Origin of the sequence: Streptomyces sp. NPDC088745, assembly GCF_044751045.1 — a bacterium.
GTDB classification, from domain to species: domain Bacteria; phylum Actinomycetota; class Actinomycetes; order Streptomycetales; family Streptomycetaceae; genus Streptomyces; species Streptomyces cremeus.
The window spans coordinates 33,322-51,947 of sequence record NZ_JBIVLB010000026.1 but is presented as its reverse complement, the minus strand read 5'-3'; the positions used below and the strand labels follow the sequence as shown (position 1 = coordinate 51,947).

Genomic DNA, 18,626 nt, shown 5'->3' with positions numbered 1-18,626 from the left:
CGACGACAGCACCAAGCCCGGATCAGCCACTACAAATGCCGCGGCCACACACCACCCGAACCTGCCCAACCATCAGGAAAAGCACCGTTGCAGTATTAGGTTCCGCGCCAGCCGGATGACGTCGGGCCCGGCAGCCCGGTCCAGGGGCAGCCCGTCTCGGGCCGCCTTGTCGACGGGCTCGCGCAGGGCGTCGCACAAGTCGGCGTAGCTGCGCTACGTGTTCTTCCGTCCGTGGAGGTGTGTGACATCCCGTGGGTTCGCGTGAGCGTCCATCTCTCGGATTGACCGTGTTGCCCCAGGTCTACGCGGTGCGAAGGCTCGGCCCACCTGAACGGATCATGATGGTTTTTCAGGGAGCCTGAAGACCATCATGATCTCGACGTCGGAGCATGGGCCGATGGCCGCGAAGCCCCTGGTCGGATCCCTGCTGTGTGATCACCGACCGGCGAGAACCCGCGGGACATTACACATGCGGGTCGGTGAGCCTCGTGGGCGGGGGTCGCCAACCGCGGGCCGGATTCAGCGCACCGAGGTCAGCGAGGCGTAGACGATGACGTTGTCGCTGTAGTGGCGGGTGGCTTCGTCGTAGGTGCCTCCACAGGTGATCAGGCGGAGTCCGGCGTGGTCAAGGTTGCGGTAGACCTCCAGGGTGGGGAACTGGTTCTTGGGGTAGCGGCCGACCCGGTCGACGGTGAACGTGGCGGTCTTCCCGTCCTTGCGGCTGACCTCGATGCGGGTGCCCTTCGCGGCTTTGGCCAGGTCGAAGAAGACGCTGCGGGCACCGTTCCAGGTGACGTGACCGGCGATCACGGCAGGCCCGAGCTCGCCCGGAGTAGGGCCGGGCGTGAACCAGCCGGCTTTTTCGTGGTCGTCAGGGGTTTCCATGACCCGCTTGGCGTCGAGGCCGAGGCTCTCCAGGGCCGAGTCGACGCCGAGGGCAGGCACAGTGATCCGCTCGGGTGCAGACTTCGTCAAGACGGTGCCGCGCGGGGGTGCGGGGTCGGCACCGTCGCCCTTGTGCCCCTCATGCTCCTTGCCGGCTGTCGGCTGTCCAGGGGGTGCCGCGGGGGCCTCGCCGCGTACCGCGGGGGTGGCCTGCGGCGGGGCGGGTTCCTGCTGGTCCAGGCCGACGGCCAGCAGGGTGACGGCCAGGGCGGCAAGGGCAGCAGCCGCCATGAGCAGCGTCCGCCGCCCTGCCATCGTCCCGGTCGTGCGCCCCGGCGAGGCGTCCTCGTCGCGCGGAGGTGCCGCGGTCGTCTCCCCGGAGGCGGGGAGGCGTGAGACGCCCTCATGGGGAGTGTCGTCAGTCATGACCGGGACGCGGTCTCAGAGACCGGACCGGGCGGTCCGGCGGCGGGCCACGGCCAGAACTCCCACGGCTGCTGCGGCTGCCGCGCCGCCGGCGGCGAGGAGTTGCGGGGACTCGGTTCCCGCGGTGTTGCCCGTGCCGGTTTCCACGCCGCCCACCGGCACGGAACCGACTGCCGCGCCCGCGAGCATGCCGCAGGTGGCGGGGGCGGTGGCCTCCTGGGGAAGCTTGGGATCGAGCTCGCTCTTGCCCTTGTTGAAGTCGTACTTCTTGTTCTTGTTGGTGTCGATGCCGTGCTGCACCACGTGCAGGTCCTTGATGTGGTCGGCGACCTTCTGCGAGACGGTGAGGGTCCGCTCGTAGGACATGTAGCCCTTGCTGTCGGCCACCGGCATCCGGTCGACGGCGAGGCCGCTGGCCTTGCTGGTGTCGCCCTTGGTGGTCAGGGAGATGTTGATGTCTCCGTACGCGGGCAGGCCCTCCGCGGTGGAGACGACATTGTCGCCGTTCTTGTCGGCGCTCGGCTTGGGACAGTGGAAGTCGTGCCCCTCGGTGGAGCCGTGGATGTGCTGGGCGTGCGGGGCGCCGGGGACCAGGCCTTCGGCCTCTATCTTCACCGTCAGCTCCTTGCCGCTGAGCGTGAGCATGGCGGTGCCGGAGGCCCCGGAGTCGTTCAGCTGGGCCAGATCGACCTGGTAACTCTGGGAATCCGCTGCTCCGGCGACCCCGCCAAAGCCGAGGACGAGAGCGGCGGGCAGAGCGGTCGCGGCAGCGATTCGTACGGTGCGACGGGACTTCATGAGTCAACCTCCATCAGATGCGGAGGGGCGCGTACGGCCCTCGCGGGGTTGTGAAATGCGGGCAAAGACTCGGCACTACTTCCGGGGGCCGGGGAAGAGACTTGGTCTCACTACTGGGTTCGGCGCGGACACGACAGCGGATTGGTCGCATGTTCGAAGAACTTCTCCGCGCTGCCGATTTCGGCCATGCGGGCCAGGCGTCATCACACGTATGGCCACCGCATGCAACCCTTCGTGTGCGACATCCCGTGGGCTCTCGCCGGTCGGCTAGGACCTGTCCGGCCGATCACGGTCTGGGCTGCTCCCGCGATATGAGTCGCGGGCCCCGGTGGTCGGTCTGCTAACCACGGCAGGTCCTACGATCAGCCCATGATTGATACTCCGGAGCATTGGACCGTGCGCCATTTCTCGCAGGCCAACCCCGCTGGCCCGGGCTGCGATAGCGTTCCGGCCCTCTTGCGACAACTGGCCGACACTATCGACGCGTTGGGACCTGTTGAGATCCAAGACGTGGTGATCTCGTCAGAGACGACCGAACACGGCCCTTGGCGGTCGGGGACCGTCTACTACCACCTGCCGGAAGACGGATGAGGACTGATCCTGGCACTCATGAGCGGAGCCAGATCACCAGTGCCGCAGCAGTCGCGGTGCCGAGGTAGACGTATCGGCGCTTGTCGTAGTGAGTGGCCACCGCCCGGTGCTGCTTGAGTCGATTGATCACCCGTTCAACGGTGTTCCGCTTCTTATACCGCTCTTCATCCCAACCCGGTGGCCGTCCGCCACGTGAACCTTTGCGCAAGCGGGCGGCCTGGCTATCGGCTTTCTCCGGAATGGTGTGCCGGATGCCTCGGCACCTCAGGTACTGGCGGCAGGGCCCGTTGCTGTATGCCTTGTCGGCCGCGACGCTGCCGGGCTTCTTGCGAGGTCTGCCCGGCCCGGTCCGCGGGACGCGGATTGCCTCCAGGACCAGGATGAACTGCGCGCAGTCCGCCCGCTGTCCCGGCGTGACGACCAGAGACAGGGGGGCGGCAGCGGCCGTCCGCGCTCAGGTGAAGCTTGCTGGTGAACCCGCCGCGCGAGCGGCCCAGGCCCTCATCTCCAGCACCAGCTCCACCAGGCGGCCGACGAGGCTCTGCCACGGCGTCTCGTCCTGTTGTTCCACTCCTGCGGCCCCCTTTGAAGCGAGTGCTGGGGGCGGATCGGTGCGGGCACCGGCCGCATGCTGATGCGCGCGGACGATCGTGGAGTCCACCGAGATGTCCCAGTCGATCTCGCCTGCGGCGTCCGCCGCGGCCTGTACCTGCTGGAGCAAGCATTCCCAGGTGTCGTCGGCCGACCACAGGCGATGGCGTTCATAGACGGTCCTCCACGGCCCGAACCGTTCGGGCAAATCACGCCACTGCACCCCGGTCCGCACCCGGTGCAGAATCCCGTCGAACACCTGCCGGTGATCCCGCCACCTGCCACGACGCCCGTTACCGACCGGCAGAAACGGCCGCAGCCGTTCCCACTCGGCATCGCTCAGATCACCCCGCCCCATGCCCACATCAACGACTCGGGTACGCGGTAGTCACATGATCGGCCGGACAAGTCCTAGTCCGAGCCTTCGCACCGTGTAGGCCTGGGACAACACGGTCAATCCGAGAGATGGACGCTCATGCGAACCCACGGGATACTGCACAGTAGGGGTCCCAGCAGCCGCAGCCGCAGCCGCCCGGGGCTTCGGCGGGAGGGCGCCCCAGGTGACGCGTGGACCTGTTGGGTCCAACCGGGGTGACCTCTGGGGACATGGCCCTCAGCGGTGGTGTTCAGCGGCTGCCGGGTGGGGCCGGCCGCCACCTGGAACTGTCCCTGACGCTGGCGGGGCTGGCGCAGGACTCCGAGATGACGATGCAGGTCTGGAATCTGCGGGCGATGCTCGCCCGGCAACGCCGGGACTACCCCGAAGCGGTGGCCTGCGCACAGGCGGCCCGGGCAACGGCCGTCGCCCGGCGCTCCCCGCTGCACGCTTCGCCCGCCCACGCCCGCACGGCGATCGGCCTCGCGCACAGCGGGGAGACCCGGGCCGCGCTGAACTGTCTCGGACGGGCCGAGACCGCCCTGGGCAAAGCCGACCCCGCGCAGCCCAGACCCAGCTGGATCGCCTTCTACGGATGGCCCGAGCTCCACTCCCTGACCGCGATCGTGCGCGACGTCGTGGGGGATGCGGCAGAGGCAGAAGCCGCCTCGCACCGGGCGCTTGCCGTACTGCCGGACTCCTACCGGCGCAACCGTGCGCACACCACGGCCCGGCTCGCTCTCGCGCAGCTGCACCAAGGCGACGTCGAGCAGGCGTGCGCCACCAGCGGCGAGATCTTCACCATCATGTCGGGGGTGCCGCTGCAGGGACGGATGCGGCAGGTTCTCGGCGACTTCCAGCGCGACCTGATCGCCAGTGCGCCCTCCGCGCACCTCGCGCACGAGTGGATCGACCGCTACCGGACCGAATGGAGCACCCCTTGACCACGACAGCTGTCGAACTCCGCCACTTCGGCCACCAGGACCTGCCCGCCATCCGGCAGACCCTGCTGGACGTGCACGCGGACGCCTACGCCGACGACATGGACGAATTCAACGAGCGCTTCCCCCTGGTTCGTGGACCACTGAGGCGGCCACCCCGGCTTCGCCTGCGTCATCGGGTACGACGGCCAGGAACCGGTGGGCTTCGCATACGGGGCCCCGGCCACACCGGGCCGGGAGTGGTGGCGCGAGCACCTGAGCACCCCGCCGGCGGACGACTCGACGTTCGCGTTCTCGGAACTGATGGTGCGTCCGCGGTGGCGCAAGACCGGGACCGCGGACCGGCTGCACGCGGCGCTGGTCGACGCCCGGCCCGAGGCCCTGGCGGTGCTGCTCGTCGACCCCGGCCACCCCAAGGTGCAGGCCCTGTACGAGACATGGGGATACCGCGCGATCGGCTCCCGGCAGCCATTCCCGGACAGCCCGAACTTCACGGTGATGCTCCGCGACCTGCGCAGCCCCATTCCTTCCTGAACCCCGCGCACGAAGAAGAGGCCCTCAACCCACGCATCCCTAAGCGGTGCATGAACGAAGTCCCGCATCCCTGCGTACGGGATGCGGGACAGGGGCTGATCTTGTTGTCTGACCTCTGGCCCCGGTGGAGGTGATCGCGGCGAAGGGCGTTCAGATCCAGTTGCCCCAGCCGAACGTGGCAAGGTAGGCCCGACGGACGGCATCCCGGCCACGGCCGCTGCCGATGTGAATCACCGCCAGTGCAAGAAGGAACCAGGCCGAGAGAGCACCAGCGATGATCAAAGTCCATCGTGGGCCGGAGAAAGTAGCGACGACAATCAAGACGATGACGGTCACGCCCAAGCCCATGTGGGCGTCAGGCAGGTCCGAGCGCAAGGCCTCGCGCAGAGCGTGGCGTTCTTGCTGTATGTCCCGGTTGTAGCGAGCACGAGCTGCGCTTTCGATGTTCTCCCGCTCAGAGCTGCGCTCCACGACTGGCTCCCTGCAGATCTCCGGATTCGACGCGGACAGCATCGTGCAGCAGACCCATCCCCGCGGCTTTGGCATGATCAACAGCGTCTCGACAACGCACATGATCACACCAAGGCAGAGAGTTGCGAACCCCGCCCCGGTGGCGCCCGGTCCTCATGTCACTCTGTACGTTGCCCGGCGGTGCCCATCTCCTGAGGCCGATGCTGCCGCCGGGCCGCTGCCCCGACCGCGGCGATCGGCATGTGCGGGGCTCAGGAGGGGGTACCCTCCGCCTGGCCGCGCCGCGGCCGGCCCCGCCCAGCGGACTGGGGAGCGCAGCGCCTTGGCGGCCACGGCGCCGGCTCATGCCACGTCTCCCGTTGCCTGATGCGCGGGTGACACCGCAGGAAGAGATGTTCCGGCCCGCTCGGTACGGGCCCGGCGCAGGGCAGCGGCATGGGTTTGCGCTGCCTGACGGCGTCGCTGCGCGCGGGCCTGCTCGATCGGGGCCGGGGCATCGGCCGCCACGACGTCGGCCTCGGGGAAGGTTCGGCGGCTGAGTTCGCGCATTGCCCGGTTCTGCCGCTCGATTGCCTCGCTGATGCCCGGGTCGACGCGCTGGGCGGGTTCGGCGGCCTGGGGCGGCGGCGAGGGCCCGGTGGAAGCCGGGAGGGGCATGTCCCGGGTCTTCTTCACTGGTGCCCGCGGCAGAGCCAGCCTACTTGGTGCGGTGACCGTCTCGCGGGGCGCCGGGGCCGTACTGCCGGAGCCAGGGCCTGGACCGTGGAGACCGTCGGAGCACCGACGGCGTCGTTCGCCGAGGCGGCGATCCGGGAGCTGATCAGCCGCAGTTGGGTGGCGTAGGCGGACGAGTCCGGGCGCAGGACCAGCTGGCCGGTCTCCGCTTGGAAGGCGACGGCGGTGACATGCGCGGGCAGGTTCGGGGAGACGGCGGCCGCGATGGCTGGCCACTGGCCCAGGATGCTACCCAATTCGCTGTTGTCATGCGTTTGCTGACCGCCGGTCACGCGGTCGATTCCGTCCGCGGCATCGCGGGAGTGGGCAAGACCACGATCATGTCGGCGGCCCGGGTCGGATGGGAGGCCGCCGGGCTCCGTGTCGTGGGGACCTCGACGGCCGCCGTCGCCGCGGCGAACCTCGCGGCCGAGGCGGGCATCGACAGCCAGACCATCGCCACCTGGACCCACGACATCACCGGCGGCCGCGGCCTGGCCGGTGGCTTCGTTCACTTCTGGGGGCTCTGGTCCACTTCGTGTGGTCACGTACGCAGAGTGACTGTTGATCTCCGCATGATGCTGGTCGAGTTCGCCCGAAATTCGTCAGACCGGAGGGTGGTGTGGTCGACAGTCCTTTGCCGTGGACGAAGTGCTGCTACAGCTGGATGAGCTGTTGTTCTCCTCGGTCGAGGGCGTGGTGGTGGAGTCGGCCGAGGTGACCGACACGGTCGTCCGGGTTGAAGCTCGTACGACCGCAGGAGGAACGGCATGCCCGGGGTGCGGATGCTGGTCGAGGCGAATGCATGGCTCCTACCTGCGCTTTCCTCGTGACCTCCCGACAGCGGGCAAGCCCGTCGTGGTGTCGTTGCGAGTACAGCGGTTCGTCTGTGCGCAGGCTGCCTGCCCGCGCAAGACTTTCGCCGAGCAAGTGCCGGGACTCACCCGCCGGTTCGGACGACGGACCGAGCGGCTGCGATCGGCACTGGTGGCGGTGGCTCTCGCGCTCGCAGGCCGGGCAGGCGCCCGCATGACGGACATCTTTCAGATTCCAGTCAGCAGGAAAACCCTGCTGCGGCTGATCGCCTCGCTTCAACTTCACCCAGCGTGGTCACATCACACAAAGTGGACCAGAGCCGCTTCAGGAGAGCATCGACACCTTTTCGCGAACGACAGCCGAAGGGGGGTCCGTTCCTCAGAGTGGACGGACACCCATACCCTCGAATTGCTCCAGGTCCTGCCCATGGAGTGTGGCGGGGAGGACTGCGTCGAAAGCCACGCCTTCCCCACCACGTTCTGGATCACTCCGGCCAGGCCAGGTTGGCCCTAGGGCCCGTCTTCAAAGCCGCTTGCGGCTCCGGGCCTACTTGCTGTCTTGAGCCTTCTCGTAGGCGGCCAGTTCCTCAGCGTTGCCGATGAAGGCTGGGCCGCAGTGCGGCGGCAGGCGATCGACGACCATTGCTACTGCGGCCTCTGCGCTGTCTGTCTCGGCGATCCGTGGGCTGCTCCGGCTCGGTCCTTCGACGTAATAGCGGCCGTCCCTCAGGGTTCCGATGTAAGGGATGTCCCAGGTGGGGCGGAACTCTGTGCACCTGCTGAAGTGCAGCTCCCACATACCGGCCCAGGGGTAGAGCTGACGAAGCAAAGGCTCGGCATGCGCCACCCTCGCCAGCTCGGCAAAGGGTTCCAGTAGCGGTGATCCCTCCGGCCGGGAAGGCTCGCCGACGGTGGTCAGAATCTTGAGCCAGGCCGCTTCGACAGTCTCGGTCATGCCGCAATTGTGCGGGGCCTGAGCCTCCGCGATCAACGATTGCTCGTCCGCGGATCATGGCCGGGTGCGCAGACATGAACTCACCGATCAGGAATGGGCTTTACTCTCTCCGCTCATACCTCGGGCCGGGACTGGACGGCCCAGGGCGGACGACCGGCAGGTCCTCGATGGGATGGTCTACAAGATCCGGACAGGCATCCCGTGGCGTGACCTGCCCAACCGCTACGGGCCATGGCAAACGGTCTACACCCGCTTCCGCCGCTACGCACTAGCCGGTGTATTCACCCAAGTCCTGCAGCAGATTCAGGCCCAAGCTGATGCAGCCGGCGACATCGACTGGCTCGTCCAGATCGACTCGACCATCGTGCGCGCCCACCAGCATGCTGCCGCCACCGGCCGAAAAAGGGGATGCACCGGCCGGACGAACCGGACAATCACGGCGTGGGCCGGTCCCGCGGAGGTCTCACCACCAAGATCCACCTCGCCTGCGACGGCCGTGGCAGACCCTTGGCACTCCTCGTTACTCCCGGCCAACGCCATGACGGTCTTTGTGCGCAACCGCTGCTGAAACGCATCCGTGTCCCGCGCATGGGTCCGGGCCGCCCGCGCTGTCGCCCCGACCACGTGATCGCGGACAAGGCCTACAGCTCCCGCGGGTTCCGTTCCTACCTGCGCGAACGCGGGATCGGCCACACCATCCCTGAGAAGTCCGACCAGCAGCGACACCGACGTAATCGCGGCCGCCGGGGAGGAAGACCACCACGCTTCGACCGTGCCACATACCGCCGACGCAACACAGTGGAACGGTGCTTCAACCGGTTGAAGCACTTCCGCGGCATCGCTACCCGGTACGACAAAACCGTCGCCTCATACGAAGCGGCGGTCAGCCTGGCCTCGTTCCTGCTGTGGGCAAGATCCGTTTGAAGACGGGCCCTAGTCACAACTTGGGATGAGCTACTTGGGCATCAGGACGGTGTCGACGATGTACACGGTCGCGTTGGCGGTGGGGACGTTGCCGCAGACTACGGACGAGTTGCCGTTGACCTTATAGGACTCGCCGGAGCCCACGGTGGTGAGGGTGGACTTCTCCAGCGTCGGGTAGGTGCCGGACTCCAGCTGCTTCGGAGTCAGCTTCTGGCCGACCACGTGGTACGTGAGGATCTTGGTGAGGGTGGCCTTGTCCGCGAGGACCTTGTCGAGGTCGGCCTTGGGGATCTTGGCGAATGCCTCGTTGGTCGGGGCGAACACGGTGATGTCCTTGGCGTTGTTGAGGGTGTCGACGAGGCCTGCCTTCTTCACGGCGGTAACCAGGGTGGAGAGGTCCTTGTTGTTGGACGCGGCGGTGGCGACCGGGTCCTTGGCCATGCCGTCGAAGCTGCCCGCGCCCTCTGCCGGGACACCGGCGCACGCCGGACCGAACGGCTTGTCCGGCGCCATTGTGTCAGCGGCGTCGGACGAGGGGGCGGCAGGCTCGGACGCGGCGGACGAGGAGGCATTGTCCTTGTCCTTGTCCTTGTCCATGTCACCGCACGCGGTGAGCGTGAGGGGAAGGATCGCGACGGCGGACACGGCGAGGGCGGCACGGCGGAAGATGCGGGCGTTCATGGTGACTGCTCCTGGTGATTGCGGGCTTGGTGATCGAAGGTCCGGAAGGTGGATATCTGCTGGCGGGAGGATCACGGCGGTGTCCGGATCGGAGGCGGGTGACGACCGGTCCGCCTGAGTGGCCGGTTCATTCGACGGTCAGTACGACGGAGTGCCAGCCGGTCGCTCCGTTGGGGACGGTCCCAACGCGTTCCTCGGTCTGGGTGGTGCCGGTGCGGTCGGTGGCGCGGACGGTCAGGGTGTGGCCGCCGGGTGTGGCCTTCCAGGGCAGGGACCACTGGCGCCAGGTGTCGGTGGTGTCCTCGGCGGCGAGGTCGGCGCGCTGCCAGGGCCCGTCGTCGACGCGTACCTCGACCTTGTCGATGCCGCGGTGCTGGGCCCAGGCCACCCCGGCGACCATGACGGTGCCCGCCTTCGGGGTAGCGAACGGTTTGGGGGTGTCGATGCGTGACTGGGTTTTGATGGGGGCTTGCTGGGACCAGGAGCGTTTCACCCAGTACGGGTCGTAGTCGGCGAAGGTGGTGAGCTCGATGTCCTGGATCCACTTGCACGCCGAGACGTAACCGTAGAGGCCGGGCACCACCATCCGCACCGGGAACCCGTGGTCGAAGGGCAGGGGTTCACCGCTCATTCCGACGGCGAGCAGGGCGTCGCGGCCGTCCATGAGGTCCTCGACCGGGCTGCCGATCGTCATGCCGTCCACCGAACGGGCCACCAGTTGGTCGGCGGGTCCGCCCCGGGACGGTGGCTTCACTCCGGCCTCCTTCAGGAGCGCGGCCAAGGGGACGCCGATCCAGCGGGCGTTGCCCGCGTACGGGCCTCCGACCTCGTTGGACACGCAAGTCAGGGTGATGTGACGTTCAATCAGGGGACGGTCCAGCAGATCCTGAAACGTCAGAGTCAGAGGCCGTGAGACACCCTTGCCGTGGATCCTCAGCTTCCATGCGGTGGCGTCGATCTTCGGTACGACCAGCGCGGTGTCGACGCGGTAGAAGTCCTTGTTCGGGGTGATGAACGGGCTGATCCCGGGAGTGTGCAGGGCAGCCCCCGAGGGCACCGGACGAGCCAGAGAGGCAGGACGGGGCAGGACAGCCTCGGCGCGTGAAGCGGTGGCCCCGGCGCCCCGGGAAGAATTGAGCGACCGTCCCAAAAACCCCGCTCCCGCCGAGGCGACGGCTGCGGCACCGGCCGCGACGACGAAGCCGCGACGGTCCCAGCCCGCCGGACGTCCGAAGGTATCTCCCCGCGTATCGCCCTCCGCCGGTGCAGAAGCGAGCGAGGAACCTTTGAGGCGTCCGGACAGGTAGTACAGCAGAGCCGCTGCGCACAGCGCCCCGGCAACGGAAGGCAGTGCATCGACAGGGCCGGTGGAGTCGGGCCGGCCCGTCGCGGCGGCGGCGCCCACCACACCGAACAGCAGCACACCGGCCGCTCCGAGGCGGCGGTAGCGCAGCGCAAGTACACCGATCATGATCGCGAACAGCGCGAGGACGGCGAGGATGCCCAGCTGGAGCACCAGCTTGTCGTTGGTGCCGAACTGGCGGATTGCCCAGTCCTTCACTGCGACGGGCGTCCTATCGATTGCCGCTCCTCCGACCGCGACCACCGGCCCCGCCTCGGGCCTCACCACGGCCGCGACGAGTTCGGCGACCGCCAGCGCTGAGAAGCCTGCCAGCAGCCCGGAAAGGGCGGCCAGCGGCACCCGCACGCCTCTGCTCAACATCCTGATCACACAGGTACTTCGGAACTGCTCCCTCCGCGGATGGGTCAGTCTTCGAGATTCTCGAGGAGAAGATCTGCAGGGCGGCTCTGATCAGACCCCCGGGCCGCGTTGCCGAACGCACGGTGCACGGTAGAAAAGCAATCCGGACCGCGTTTCGCGACGAACCCCTCACGTGCGAGCAGCTCTACTGGAATTTCCTCGATTTCGCTGAAATCGCCCACCATGTCGACCCCTTGATCGGAGACGTCATGTCCCAGGACACCACGCGTATCTCAGCCGCTGGCCCCATCAGCCCTCCGCAGGCCAAGGAACCAAACGGCCAGAACCTCTCGGACCTCAGTTGGACGGATCTCAGTGGGAGTCGGACTGTTGAACCGGTTCCGGCACGGTTGAAGGAGGCCGTGCTGAGGAAGATTCGCAAAGTCCCCCAAGTCACGCCGCCTTCCTCGGAGGGAGCAGCCCGGCGTGAGCGTTGCCACGTCGACGGAACCACCGGCGAAGCCGCAAGCGCGGTCGAGGCCGCTTCGGGTATCCGCTGGCGCAGGGACTGGCGGGCCTGGGCCGGATCTCTGCGCGGGTCTGCCGCAGCATGCTGGGGTCGCTGTCATTGACCGATCCTGCTCAGTGGCCGCACTGGTTGGCCTGACGAAGGTCCGATCGCCTCTGCGGACGGTGTGGCCGGGGGTTCCGCGCTACCACGCGTCGGGAAACGATATCGAGGACTGCGTCCTTGGACTTTGCTGGACTCCTGGCAGTAAAGGGGAGCCAGTCCACCAAGTGCCGTACTTGCCCATACCCGCATTGCACACGCCTTCGAAGCCCGGTCGGCCGAATCCCATCCGCAGCGGTTGCCGCGGGGGACTTTCCGCCTCGCGATGCGCGTTGGCTTTCGTTCGACTGTCGTGCCCTTGGAATGCGGTGCCGGGAATCGTTCGGGTGATTGCCGGACGGGCCGGCAATCTTCGGTGACCTGTGCCGCGAATTCCACCCGGACCGTCCGCATCGGTGCGGACGCAAGGAAGGGACGGGGCGTGATGGGCGCACCGCACATCGATTCCCGGCTGCTGAGCCAACTCACCGAACAGTCGCAGGACTTGAACAGTGACGCCATGCGCCTGACGCATGGTTCGCTGGCCGGGATGGACCGGCACGTCTCCCGGAACGACATCCGGGCCCTCCAGACAGCCGCGTCGCTGGAGAATCTGGCCGTCAGCGTCTACCGGACCGCTGCCGCACTCCCGTTCATCAAGAACGGCAACAGGACCGTCGCGGCATTCATCGCCACCACGGTCAGACAGCACTCCGCCCACGCGCGTGCCTTCAATGCCGCTGCTGTCAACGCGGGCAGCGTGGCGCAGACCGCGGTGAACCCGAAGTACGCCGCCGTGGTGAAGAAGGCCCTGCCCGGCATCAAGGGCCCGGCCGACGTGGTCGCGCTGGCAGTCACGCTGGAGGACGTCGCCACCCAGACGTACGTGAAGAACACCGGCGAGGTTCACGACGTACAGCTGCGCAGGCTGTTCGCGAGCGTCGCCCCGGTCGAGGCGCAGCATCGGGCGACCCTGCTGGCCGTGCAGGCGCTGCTAGGTGCAGGACGCCCTGAGCTGATCGCGCTTCCCACGAACGTGGACAAGCTGCCCGCGGCAGCCGGTTCGGTCGGCTTCCCGCATGCGTTCTACCCGATGAAGAACGCTTCCCCGGTCACCGAAGGAGCCGTCAAGTGAGCACCCGCCATCAGGACGAGAACCTGCACATCAGCGAGCACGACCTGCTGCGGCTGACCGCCGACATGGAGGAGGCCCACCAGGCCACCCTGCCCGGCCTGCACGAAGGCGTAGAGGAGCTTGTCGAGGAGGTGCGGGAGGAGGATGTGCGGCGTCGTGAATTCCTTGTCGGGATCGGCGTCGCCGCAGCGGGCATGGCACTCATCGCTCGCAACGGATCGGCCTCGGCCTACGCGGCCGAGTCGTCCCCGCTCGCTAAACCCAGCCCGTACACCGGAGACTTGAAGGTCGTGGCGCTCGCGGTGGCACTGGAGAACCAGGCGACGCACGCCTACGCTGCCGCCCTCAAGGCCGCCAGGGCCGGCCGACTCGGCAAGGTGCCGGCCGCCGTGGCGACCTTCGCCGTGACCGCGATGAATCAGCACACCGCCCATGCCAAGGCCTGGAACGCGGTCCTGATTGGTGCCGGACGGCCCGCGATCAAGGGCGTCCCCCTTACTAACCAGCCCGCCGTCCTCAAGGCCCTCAACAAGGTCACCAGCATCACGGACGTCGCCCGCCTCGCCCTCTCCCTGGAGGAGCAGGCCGCGCAGACGTACAGCTTCGCCACTACCCATGTCACCAGCCCCGCGGGCATCAAGACCGCCGCGTCCATCGCACCCGTCGAGGCACAGCACGCGGCCATCCTCCACTTCGTCCTCGGCGAATACCCGGTCCAGGACACCTTCCTGCCCCTGAACAAGGCCGCCCAGCCCGCACTCCTCACCATCTGACCCTGGCGATAGCAGCTGAGACCGGGCCCACGCACGCGTTCGGTCCCAGCTGCGTCGATCTGCCTCGACCTCGCGGATAGCCTGAAAAGCCCCTAAAAGGTCCTAACAAAGGCGTTGGACGTGTCAGTGGGTGATCAGACAGTGGCGAGACTGAGGAAGGCTTCGTGGATGTCGTCGCGTCGTTCCCAGCGGTATCAGGACGCAGCTGGGCGAGGATCTTCTCGGGGTGTCCTCGCGAAGATGGGGACATCCCCGACGCAGTCCAGGGCTTCGAGCAGGGCAGCTCGCTCCTGTTCGCCGACGACGGCACAGGACCGCAGGTGTCACCCCGTACTTCCGCAGGGCACACGAGGACCACCGGATCGTGGACGGCGACGCGTTCTGGGTGAACGTCACACAACCGCCGGTGCCAGGGGGCCTATGGCAGTGCGGGCGGCAGTTCTACCTCGCCACCCCGTAACAGTCCCGGCACCGCCCCGGGCACCTGGGAGCGCGTCATCGAGGACACGCTGATCTCCACCCGCTCCCCGGAGGCCGGCGGTGTCGGTGCCGCTCAAGGGGTCCAGAGAGTCGCAGTGCCGGTCCACCCCTCGCTCTGCGCGAGTGTGGCGGGGAGGGGTGTGAGCCCGAGAAGTCCGGTGGTCGCCTCGGCGGCGAGGCGCTGCCAATGGCGTGCGTGACGGAGCATCGTGTGGCCCCCGTGGGGCATGCGCAGGCCGAAGGACCGTGCACCGGCGGCCTGTGCGCGGGTGAGGTAGGACCAGGTGTCCGCAGCGCGGGTAACGCGGTCGGCCTCGTCGTGGAGGGCGATGACGGTACGGCCCATCAGGTGGGAGACGGGTTCGCCCGGCGGACACCAGGGAGCGAGAGCGACCACGCCGCTGACATGTGGGTCGGATGCCGCCCGCAGGGCCGCCCGGCCGCCCATCGAGTGTCCGACGAGCACGACCGGCACGGGGCCCGCGGCCTTGTACAGCCGGGCCAGGGCCCGGCGGGTGTCCACGACGGGGTGGGCGCGATGGCCGTTCCAGCCGCGGTGGCGGTAGCGGACGTGGCCGAGAAAGACGTCCTCGTGCGCGAGGGCCCGCCGGATGGCCGTAGCGAAGAGGCGCATGCGCAGCGCGGGCAGGTTGAGCGTCGTAGGCGGTTGCAGTGCGGTGGCACGGCCGCCGTGCAGCAGCAGGACCGCGGCGCGGGCGTGCCGCAACGGCAGGTGGCTGAAGACGACGGGTTCCAGAGCGGTGTTCTCGTCGGTGCTGTCATAGTCGATGGGAATGGGTCATCTCCTGTGACGTGAGGGCTGCTGACGCGGTGGCCGGGGAAGGAAACCACTGGTGCGGGCGGCGTACGCGGCGAAGCCGGGGCGGTGGGCCATGCGTTTCTCCAGCAGGCGCTTGCCGCTGCCGACGGTCAGAAGCAGGGTCATGACGACGGGAGAGACGAGCCCGGCCAGTCCTGTCTGCCAGCTGGTGCAGGCCAGGAGGTACAGCCCCCACCAGACGAGGGCGTCGCCGAAGTAGTTGGGGTGGCGGGTCCATGCCCACAGTCCCTGGTCCATGACGCGGCCGCGGTTCGCGGGGTCGGCTTTGAAGCGGGCCAGCTGGTGGTCGCCGACGGTCTCGAAGGTGAGTCCGGCCGCCCACACGATGGCCGCGAAGACGTCGAGCGGACCCAGCGGCGCGGGGCTGTGGGCGGCCAGTTGGACGGGTAGCGAGATCAGCCAGACGAGGCCCGCCTGCGACAGGTAGACCGTGCGCAGCGCGTACCAGGTGCGGCTGCCCGGCGCTTTGTCCAGGAGCGCTGTGTAGCGCGGGTCCTCACCATGGCCCCGGGACCGGTGGACGATGTGCAGGGAGAGCCGCAGGCCCCAGACGACAGTGGCCCCCGTGACGAGCAGGCGTCGCACTTCGTCGCCGTGGCCGTCGGACAGCACGAAGGTGACGACGGCGACGGCGCAGAAGGCCAGACCCCAGGTGACGTCCACGATGCGGTGCAGCCCCAGGCGGACGGCGAGGGCGAAGGTGGCGAGCAGGACCCCGGCCCCCGCGGCGGCCGTCGCGACGAGACAGGGCAGGAGCGTGTTCCAGTCGGGCGGGTTCACCGTCGGCCGTCCGGGCCGTACCAGGCGGCGGGGGTGGACGGCATGCCCGAGGCGCCGTCGCGGGTGGGGCGGACGGCGAGGATCTGGTCGACGCCCATGCGCCGTTCCGCGAACGCGAGCGAGGCGCCGGCCAGGTAGAGGCGCCAGACTCGGCACGTCGTCGTGCCGACGAGCGCCTCGAACCGGGACCACTGGGACTCGAGCCGGTCGCGCCAGGCGTTGATGGTCCTCGCGTAGTGCTCGCGGACGGACTCGACATGGCGGGCCTCGAAACCGGAGGACTCCAGTACGTCCAGGGTCTTCCCGACGGGACGCATGTGCATGTCGGGGGCGATGTACGTCTCGATGAACGGGCCCCCGCCCGGAGCGTTCGCACCCCGGGACATCTGCTGGACGAACAGCCGGCCCCCGGGACGCAGCGCACCGTGCAGCTTCGCCGCGAAGACCGGGTACTCGGCGTCCCCGACGTGCTCCCCCATCTCCACGACGGACGCCGCGTCGAAGCCCGCGGCTTCGATGTGGCGCCAGTGCCCGTGTTCGACGTCGACAAGACTGGCCACGCCCTCGCGCACGCACCGGTCGGCGACGAAGTCCCGCTGGGCCCGGGAGAGGGTGACGGCGGTGACGCGGACCTTGTGCTCGCGGGCCGCGTGCACGGTCAGCGAGCCCCAGCCGCAGCCGACGTCGAGCAGCCGGTCCCCGGCGCGCAGGCCGAGCTTGCGGCAGATCAGCTCCAGTTTGTCCCGCTGGGCGTCGGCCAGGCCGTAGGCGGGATCGTCCGGACGAGCCCAGTAACCGCACGAGTACGCCATCGACTCGTCGAGGAGCAGAGCGTAGAAGTCGTTGGAGAGGTCGTAATGGTGGCTGATCGCGGCCCGGTCGCGGGCTGTGGTGTGCAGCCGTCCGCCGAGCCGGGCACGGCCGTCGGGGCGGCGCGGCGGCGGCCCGGCCGCGCCCAGGCGCACGGCCAGGGCGCCCGCCGCCGCCAGAGCGCCCGGACCCGGCCGTGCCGTCCCCTGATCGCGGACGGCACGGCCGGCCCGGGACAGGGCCTGGGCGAGGTCTCCCGCGACGTCGAGGTCGCCGCTGACGTACGCCTCCGCCAGGCCCAGTTCGCCCGGCTGCCACAGCAGGCGGCGCAGCGCCGCAGAGGAGCGGAGCGTGACGCGAGGCGCGTCGGCAGGTCCGGCCGTACTGCCGTCCCAGGCGTGCAGCCGTACCGGCAGGGGTCCGGTGACGAAGTGGCCGAGCAGTTCGGCGAGGCGGTCGGCGGCGGTCCTCATCGGGGGAATCCTTCGGTCAGGAGAATCTGGCGGACGTCGAGGTAGCCGGAGCGGAACCCGGCCTCGGAGTAGGCGAGGTACAGCTCCCACATGCGCAGGAAGACGTTGTCGAAGCCGAGGGCGGCGACGGTGTCCCGGCGCTCGGTGAAGCGCTCTCGCCACAGACGCAGGGTCTCCGCGTAGTGCGGGGCGTAGCCGTGGTCGGCGGCGGTGCGCAGTCCGGCGGCGGTCGCGTGTTCGGCGACGGCCTCGCGGGAGGGGATCAGCCCGCCGGGGAAGACGTACTTGCTGATCCAGGTGTGCGTCGCGGCGGTGTCCAGCATCTGCTGATGGCCCATGGTGATCGCCTGGAGGGCGACCCTGCCGCCGGGAGCGAGGGCACCGCGCAGGGTCTGGAAGTAGGAGGGCCAGAACTCGGCCCCGACGGCCTCGATCATCTCGACGCTGACCACGGCGTCGTAACGGCCCTCGGCGTCGCGGTAGTCGCAAAGCTGGATGTCCACCCGGTCGGCCAGGCCAGCCGTCTGGACCCGCGCGCGGGCGAGATCCGCCTGCTCGGAGGAGAGGGTAAGGGTGGTGACCCGTGCGCCCCGGGCCGCCGCGCGCAGGGCCAGCTCGCCCCAGCCGGTGCCGATCTCCAGCAGCCTCGTGTCCACGCCGACGTGCGCGAGGTCCAACAGCTGGTCGATCTTGCGGTGCTGGGCTTCGCGCAAGGACTCGAAGCGCGCGGGGAAGTCGTGGAACACCGCGGAGGAGTAGGTGAGGGTCGGGTCGAGGAACGTGCCGAACAGCTCGTTCGACAGGTCGTAGTGACAGTGGATATTGTGCCGCGCCCCGTCGGGGGTGTTGCGGTCGGCGGCCGGCCGGGCCGACACCCACAGGGAGCGCAGTCTGCGCAGCGGGGCGGGCACCAGGTCCCCGACGTGTGCGGCGAGGCAGGTCAGCACCCCAGGCAGGTCGTCGCTGTCCCACTCCCCGGCCATGTAGGACTCGCCGAAGCCGATCAGGCCGTCGCTGCCGACGCGGCGGTAGAAGGCGCCCGGGTCATGGAGCGTCAAGCGGGGAGAGCGCGGGGCGGCAGGGTCCGGTTCGCCGTCGGGCGTGAGGAGCGACAGGTTCTTCAGTGCCCTGTGCACCAGGTACCGGGCGAGGGCCGTCCGGCCGGGCCTCGCCTTCGGCAGCCGGGCCACGTCCGGCCAGCGGTCGGCGTCGACGGCGCCCGCGGGCTCGGCGGTTCGAGCGGCCGGCGCCGGGAGTGGGCCGGGCTGGGCCGGAACGCGTACGGTACGCCGCACGGCTCGGGCGCTGTCGGGGCAGGCC

General features: G+C 68.8%; 20 protein-coding genes and 2 pseudogenes. 8 read left to right on the top strand and 14 right to left on the bottom strand.

Annotation, left to right across the window (positions count from 1 at the left end; translation table 11 throughout):
* Positions 1 to 519 precede the first annotated feature (519 nt).
* Both ACIP93_RS36910 and ACIP93_RS36905 read right to left on the bottom strand, forming a co-directional pair.
* Positions 520 to 1,311 carry a class F sortase gene (locus ACIP93_RS36910; RefSeq protein ID WP_401766618.1) on the bottom strand — a complete coding sequence of 264 codons (792 nt, stop codon included), beginning with the start codon at positions 1,309 to 1,311 and terminating at the stop codon, positions 520 to 522.
* A 15-nt stretch (positions 1,312 to 1,326) separates the two neighbouring features.
* On the bottom strand, positions 1,327 to 2,109 hold the full coding sequence (locus tag ACIP93_RS36905; protein WP_401766616.1) for a hypothetical protein: 783 nt from the start codon (positions 2,107 to 2,109) through the stop codon (positions 1,327 to 1,329).
* 369 nt (positions 2,110 to 2,478) lie between these two features.
* Here ACIP93_RS36905 and ACIP93_RS36900 point away from each other — a divergent pair, with 369 nt between their 5' ends.
* Complete coding sequence (locus tag ACIP93_RS36900; RefSeq protein ID WP_401766613.1) at positions 2,479 to 2,700, top strand: hypothetical protein; 222 nt, start codon at positions 2,479 to 2,481, stop codon at positions 2,698 to 2,700.
* Between the two features lie 16 nt (positions 2,701 to 2,716).
* On the opposite strand, the pseudogene ACIP93_RS36895 reads toward ACIP93_RS36900, so the two are convergent.
* Positions 2,717 to 3,649 (bottom strand): annotated as a pseudogene (locus tag ACIP93_RS36895) (IS5 family transposase).
* 248 nt (positions 3,650 to 3,897) lie between these two features.
* On the opposite strand from ACIP93_RS36895, the gene ACIP93_RS36890 reads away from it, so the two are divergent.
* A complete protein-coding gene (locus ACIP93_RS36890; RefSeq protein ID WP_401766610.1) occupies positions 3,898 to 4,611 on the top strand; it encodes a hypothetical protein in 714 nt (237 codons plus the stop codon).
* Positions 4,596 to 5,142: pseudogene (locus ACIP93_RS36885) on the top strand (GNAT family N-acetyltransferase). Before ACIP93_RS36890 ends, ACIP93_RS36885 begins: the two are co-directional and overlap by 16 nt.
* Before the next feature lie 150 nt (positions 5,143 to 5,292).
* On the opposite strand, the gene ACIP93_RS36880 reads toward ACIP93_RS36885, so the two are convergent.
* From ACIP93_RS36880 to ACIP93_RS36870, 3 genes are all read right to left on the bottom strand, one after another.
* A complete protein-coding gene (locus ACIP93_RS36880; RefSeq protein ID WP_401766608.1) occupies positions 5,293 to 5,613 on the bottom strand; it encodes a hypothetical protein in 321 nt (106 codons plus the stop codon).
* Between the two features lie 342 nt (positions 5,614 to 5,955).
* Positions 5,956 to 6,270, bottom strand: a complete 315-nt coding sequence (locus tag ACIP93_RS36875) for a hypothetical protein (RefSeq protein ID WP_401766605.1) — start codon at positions 6,268 to 6,270, stop codon at positions 5,956 to 5,958.
* Between the two features lie 14 nt (positions 6,271 to 6,284).
* Positions 6,285 to 6,584, bottom strand: coding sequence for a DciA family protein (locus tag ACIP93_RS36870; protein ID WP_401766603.1), 300 nt, complete (start codon positions 6,582 to 6,584; stop codon positions 6,285 to 6,287).
* Positions 6,585 to 6,596: 12 nt separating this feature from the next.
* On the opposite strand from ACIP93_RS36870, the gene ACIP93_RS36865 reads away from it, so the two are divergent.
* Both ACIP93_RS36865 and ACIP93_RS36860 read left to right on the top strand, forming a co-directional pair.
* Positions 6,597 to 6,998 carry an AAA family ATPase gene (locus ACIP93_RS36865; protein WP_401766600.1) on the top strand — a complete coding sequence of 134 codons (402 nt, stop codon included), beginning with the start codon at positions 6,597 to 6,599 and terminating at the stop codon, positions 6,996 to 6,998.
* Entirely contained in the window at positions 6,970 to 7,656 is a 687-nt protein-coding gene (locus tag ACIP93_RS36860) for a transposase family protein (protein WP_401766597.1), read from the top strand. Before ACIP93_RS36865 ends, ACIP93_RS36860 begins: the two co-directional genes overlap by 29 nt.
* Before the next feature lie 33 nt (positions 7,657 to 7,689).
* Here the strand turns inward: ACIP93_RS36860 and ACIP93_RS36855 are convergent, their stop codons facing one another.
* Positions 7,690 to 8,097 carry a DUF6193 family natural product biosynthesis protein gene (locus ACIP93_RS36855; protein ID WP_401766595.1) on the bottom strand — a complete coding sequence of 136 codons (408 nt, stop codon included), beginning with the start codon at positions 8,095 to 8,097 and terminating at the stop codon, positions 7,690 to 7,692.
* Positions 8,098 to 8,161: 64 nt separating this feature from the next.
* Here ACIP93_RS36855 and ACIP93_RS36850 point away from each other — a divergent pair.
* Positions 8,162 to 9,021 (top strand): IS5 family transposase gene (locus ACIP93_RS36850; protein ID WP_401766592.1). Its coding sequence is split into 2 segments (ribosomal slippage): positions 8,162 to 8,515 and positions 8,518 to 9,021, totalling 858 coding nucleotides; the frame shifts between segments, so codons are not numbered across the junction.
* Between the two features lie 30 nt (positions 9,022 to 9,051).
* Here ACIP93_RS36850 and ACIP93_RS36845 read toward each other — a convergent pair.
* The 3 genes from ACIP93_RS36845 to ACIP93_RS36835 form a co-directional block, all read right to left on the bottom strand.
* Positions 9,052 to 9,702 carry a fasciclin domain-containing protein gene (locus ACIP93_RS36845; protein ID WP_401766589.1) on the bottom strand — a complete coding sequence of 217 codons (651 nt, stop codon included), beginning with the start codon at positions 9,700 to 9,702 and terminating at the stop codon, positions 9,052 to 9,054.
* Positions 9,703 to 9,829: 127 nt separating this feature from the next.
* Positions 9,830 to 11,425, bottom strand: a complete 1,596-nt coding sequence (locus ACIP93_RS36840) for a molybdopterin-dependent oxidoreductase (protein WP_401766586.1) — start codon at positions 11,423 to 11,425, stop codon at positions 9,830 to 9,832.
* A 44-nt stretch (positions 11,426 to 11,469) separates the two neighbouring features.
* Positions 11,470 to 11,649, bottom strand: a complete 180-nt coding sequence (locus ACIP93_RS36835; protein WP_401766584.1) for a hypothetical protein — start codon at positions 11,647 to 11,649, stop codon at positions 11,470 to 11,472.
* A gap of 810 nt (positions 11,650 to 12,459) precedes the next feature.
* On the opposite strand from ACIP93_RS36835, the gene ACIP93_RS36830 reads away from it, so the two are divergent.
* Positions 12,460 to 13,149, top strand: a complete 690-nt coding sequence (locus ACIP93_RS36830; protein ID WP_401766625.1) for a ferritin-like domain-containing protein — start codon at positions 12,460 to 12,462, stop codon at positions 13,147 to 13,149.
* Complete coding sequence (locus ACIP93_RS36825; protein WP_401766582.1) at positions 13,146 to 13,922, top strand: ferritin-like domain-containing protein; 777 nt, start codon at positions 13,146 to 13,148, stop codon at positions 13,920 to 13,922. Before ACIP93_RS36830 ends, ACIP93_RS36825 begins: the two co-directional genes overlap by 4 nt.
* A gap of 553 nt (positions 13,923 to 14,475) precedes the next feature.
* On the opposite strand, the gene ACIP93_RS36820 is transcribed toward ACIP93_RS36825, so the two are convergent.
* From ACIP93_RS36820 to ACIP93_RS36805, 4 genes are all read right to left on the bottom strand, one after another.
* Positions 14,476 to 15,129 carry an alpha/beta fold hydrolase gene (locus tag ACIP93_RS36820; RefSeq protein WP_401766581.1) on the bottom strand — a complete coding sequence of 218 codons (654 nt, stop codon included), beginning with the start codon at positions 15,127 to 15,129 and terminating at the stop codon, positions 14,476 to 14,478.
* 72 nt (positions 15,130 to 15,201) lie between these two features.
* On the bottom strand, positions 15,202 to 16,023 hold the full coding sequence (locus tag ACIP93_RS36815) for a DUF1295 domain-containing protein (RefSeq protein ID WP_401766578.1): 822 nt from the start codon (positions 16,021 to 16,023) through the stop codon (positions 15,202 to 15,204).
* Positions 16,020 to 17,306, bottom strand: coding sequence for a class I SAM-dependent methyltransferase (locus tag ACIP93_RS36810; RefSeq protein WP_401766575.1), 1,287 nt, complete (start codon positions 17,304 to 17,306; stop codon positions 16,020 to 16,022). Before ACIP93_RS36810 ends, ACIP93_RS36815 begins: the two co-directional genes overlap by 4 nt.
* Positions 17,303 to 18,601 (bottom strand): class I SAM-dependent methyltransferase, encoded by a 1,299-nt coding sequence (locus tag ACIP93_RS36805; protein WP_401766623.1) that lies wholly within the window; start codon positions 18,599 to 18,601, stop codon positions 17,303 to 17,305. The genes ACIP93_RS36810 and ACIP93_RS36805 overlap by 4 nt, the downstream gene beginning before the upstream one ends.
* Positions 18,602 to 18,626: the final 25 nt, after the last annotated feature.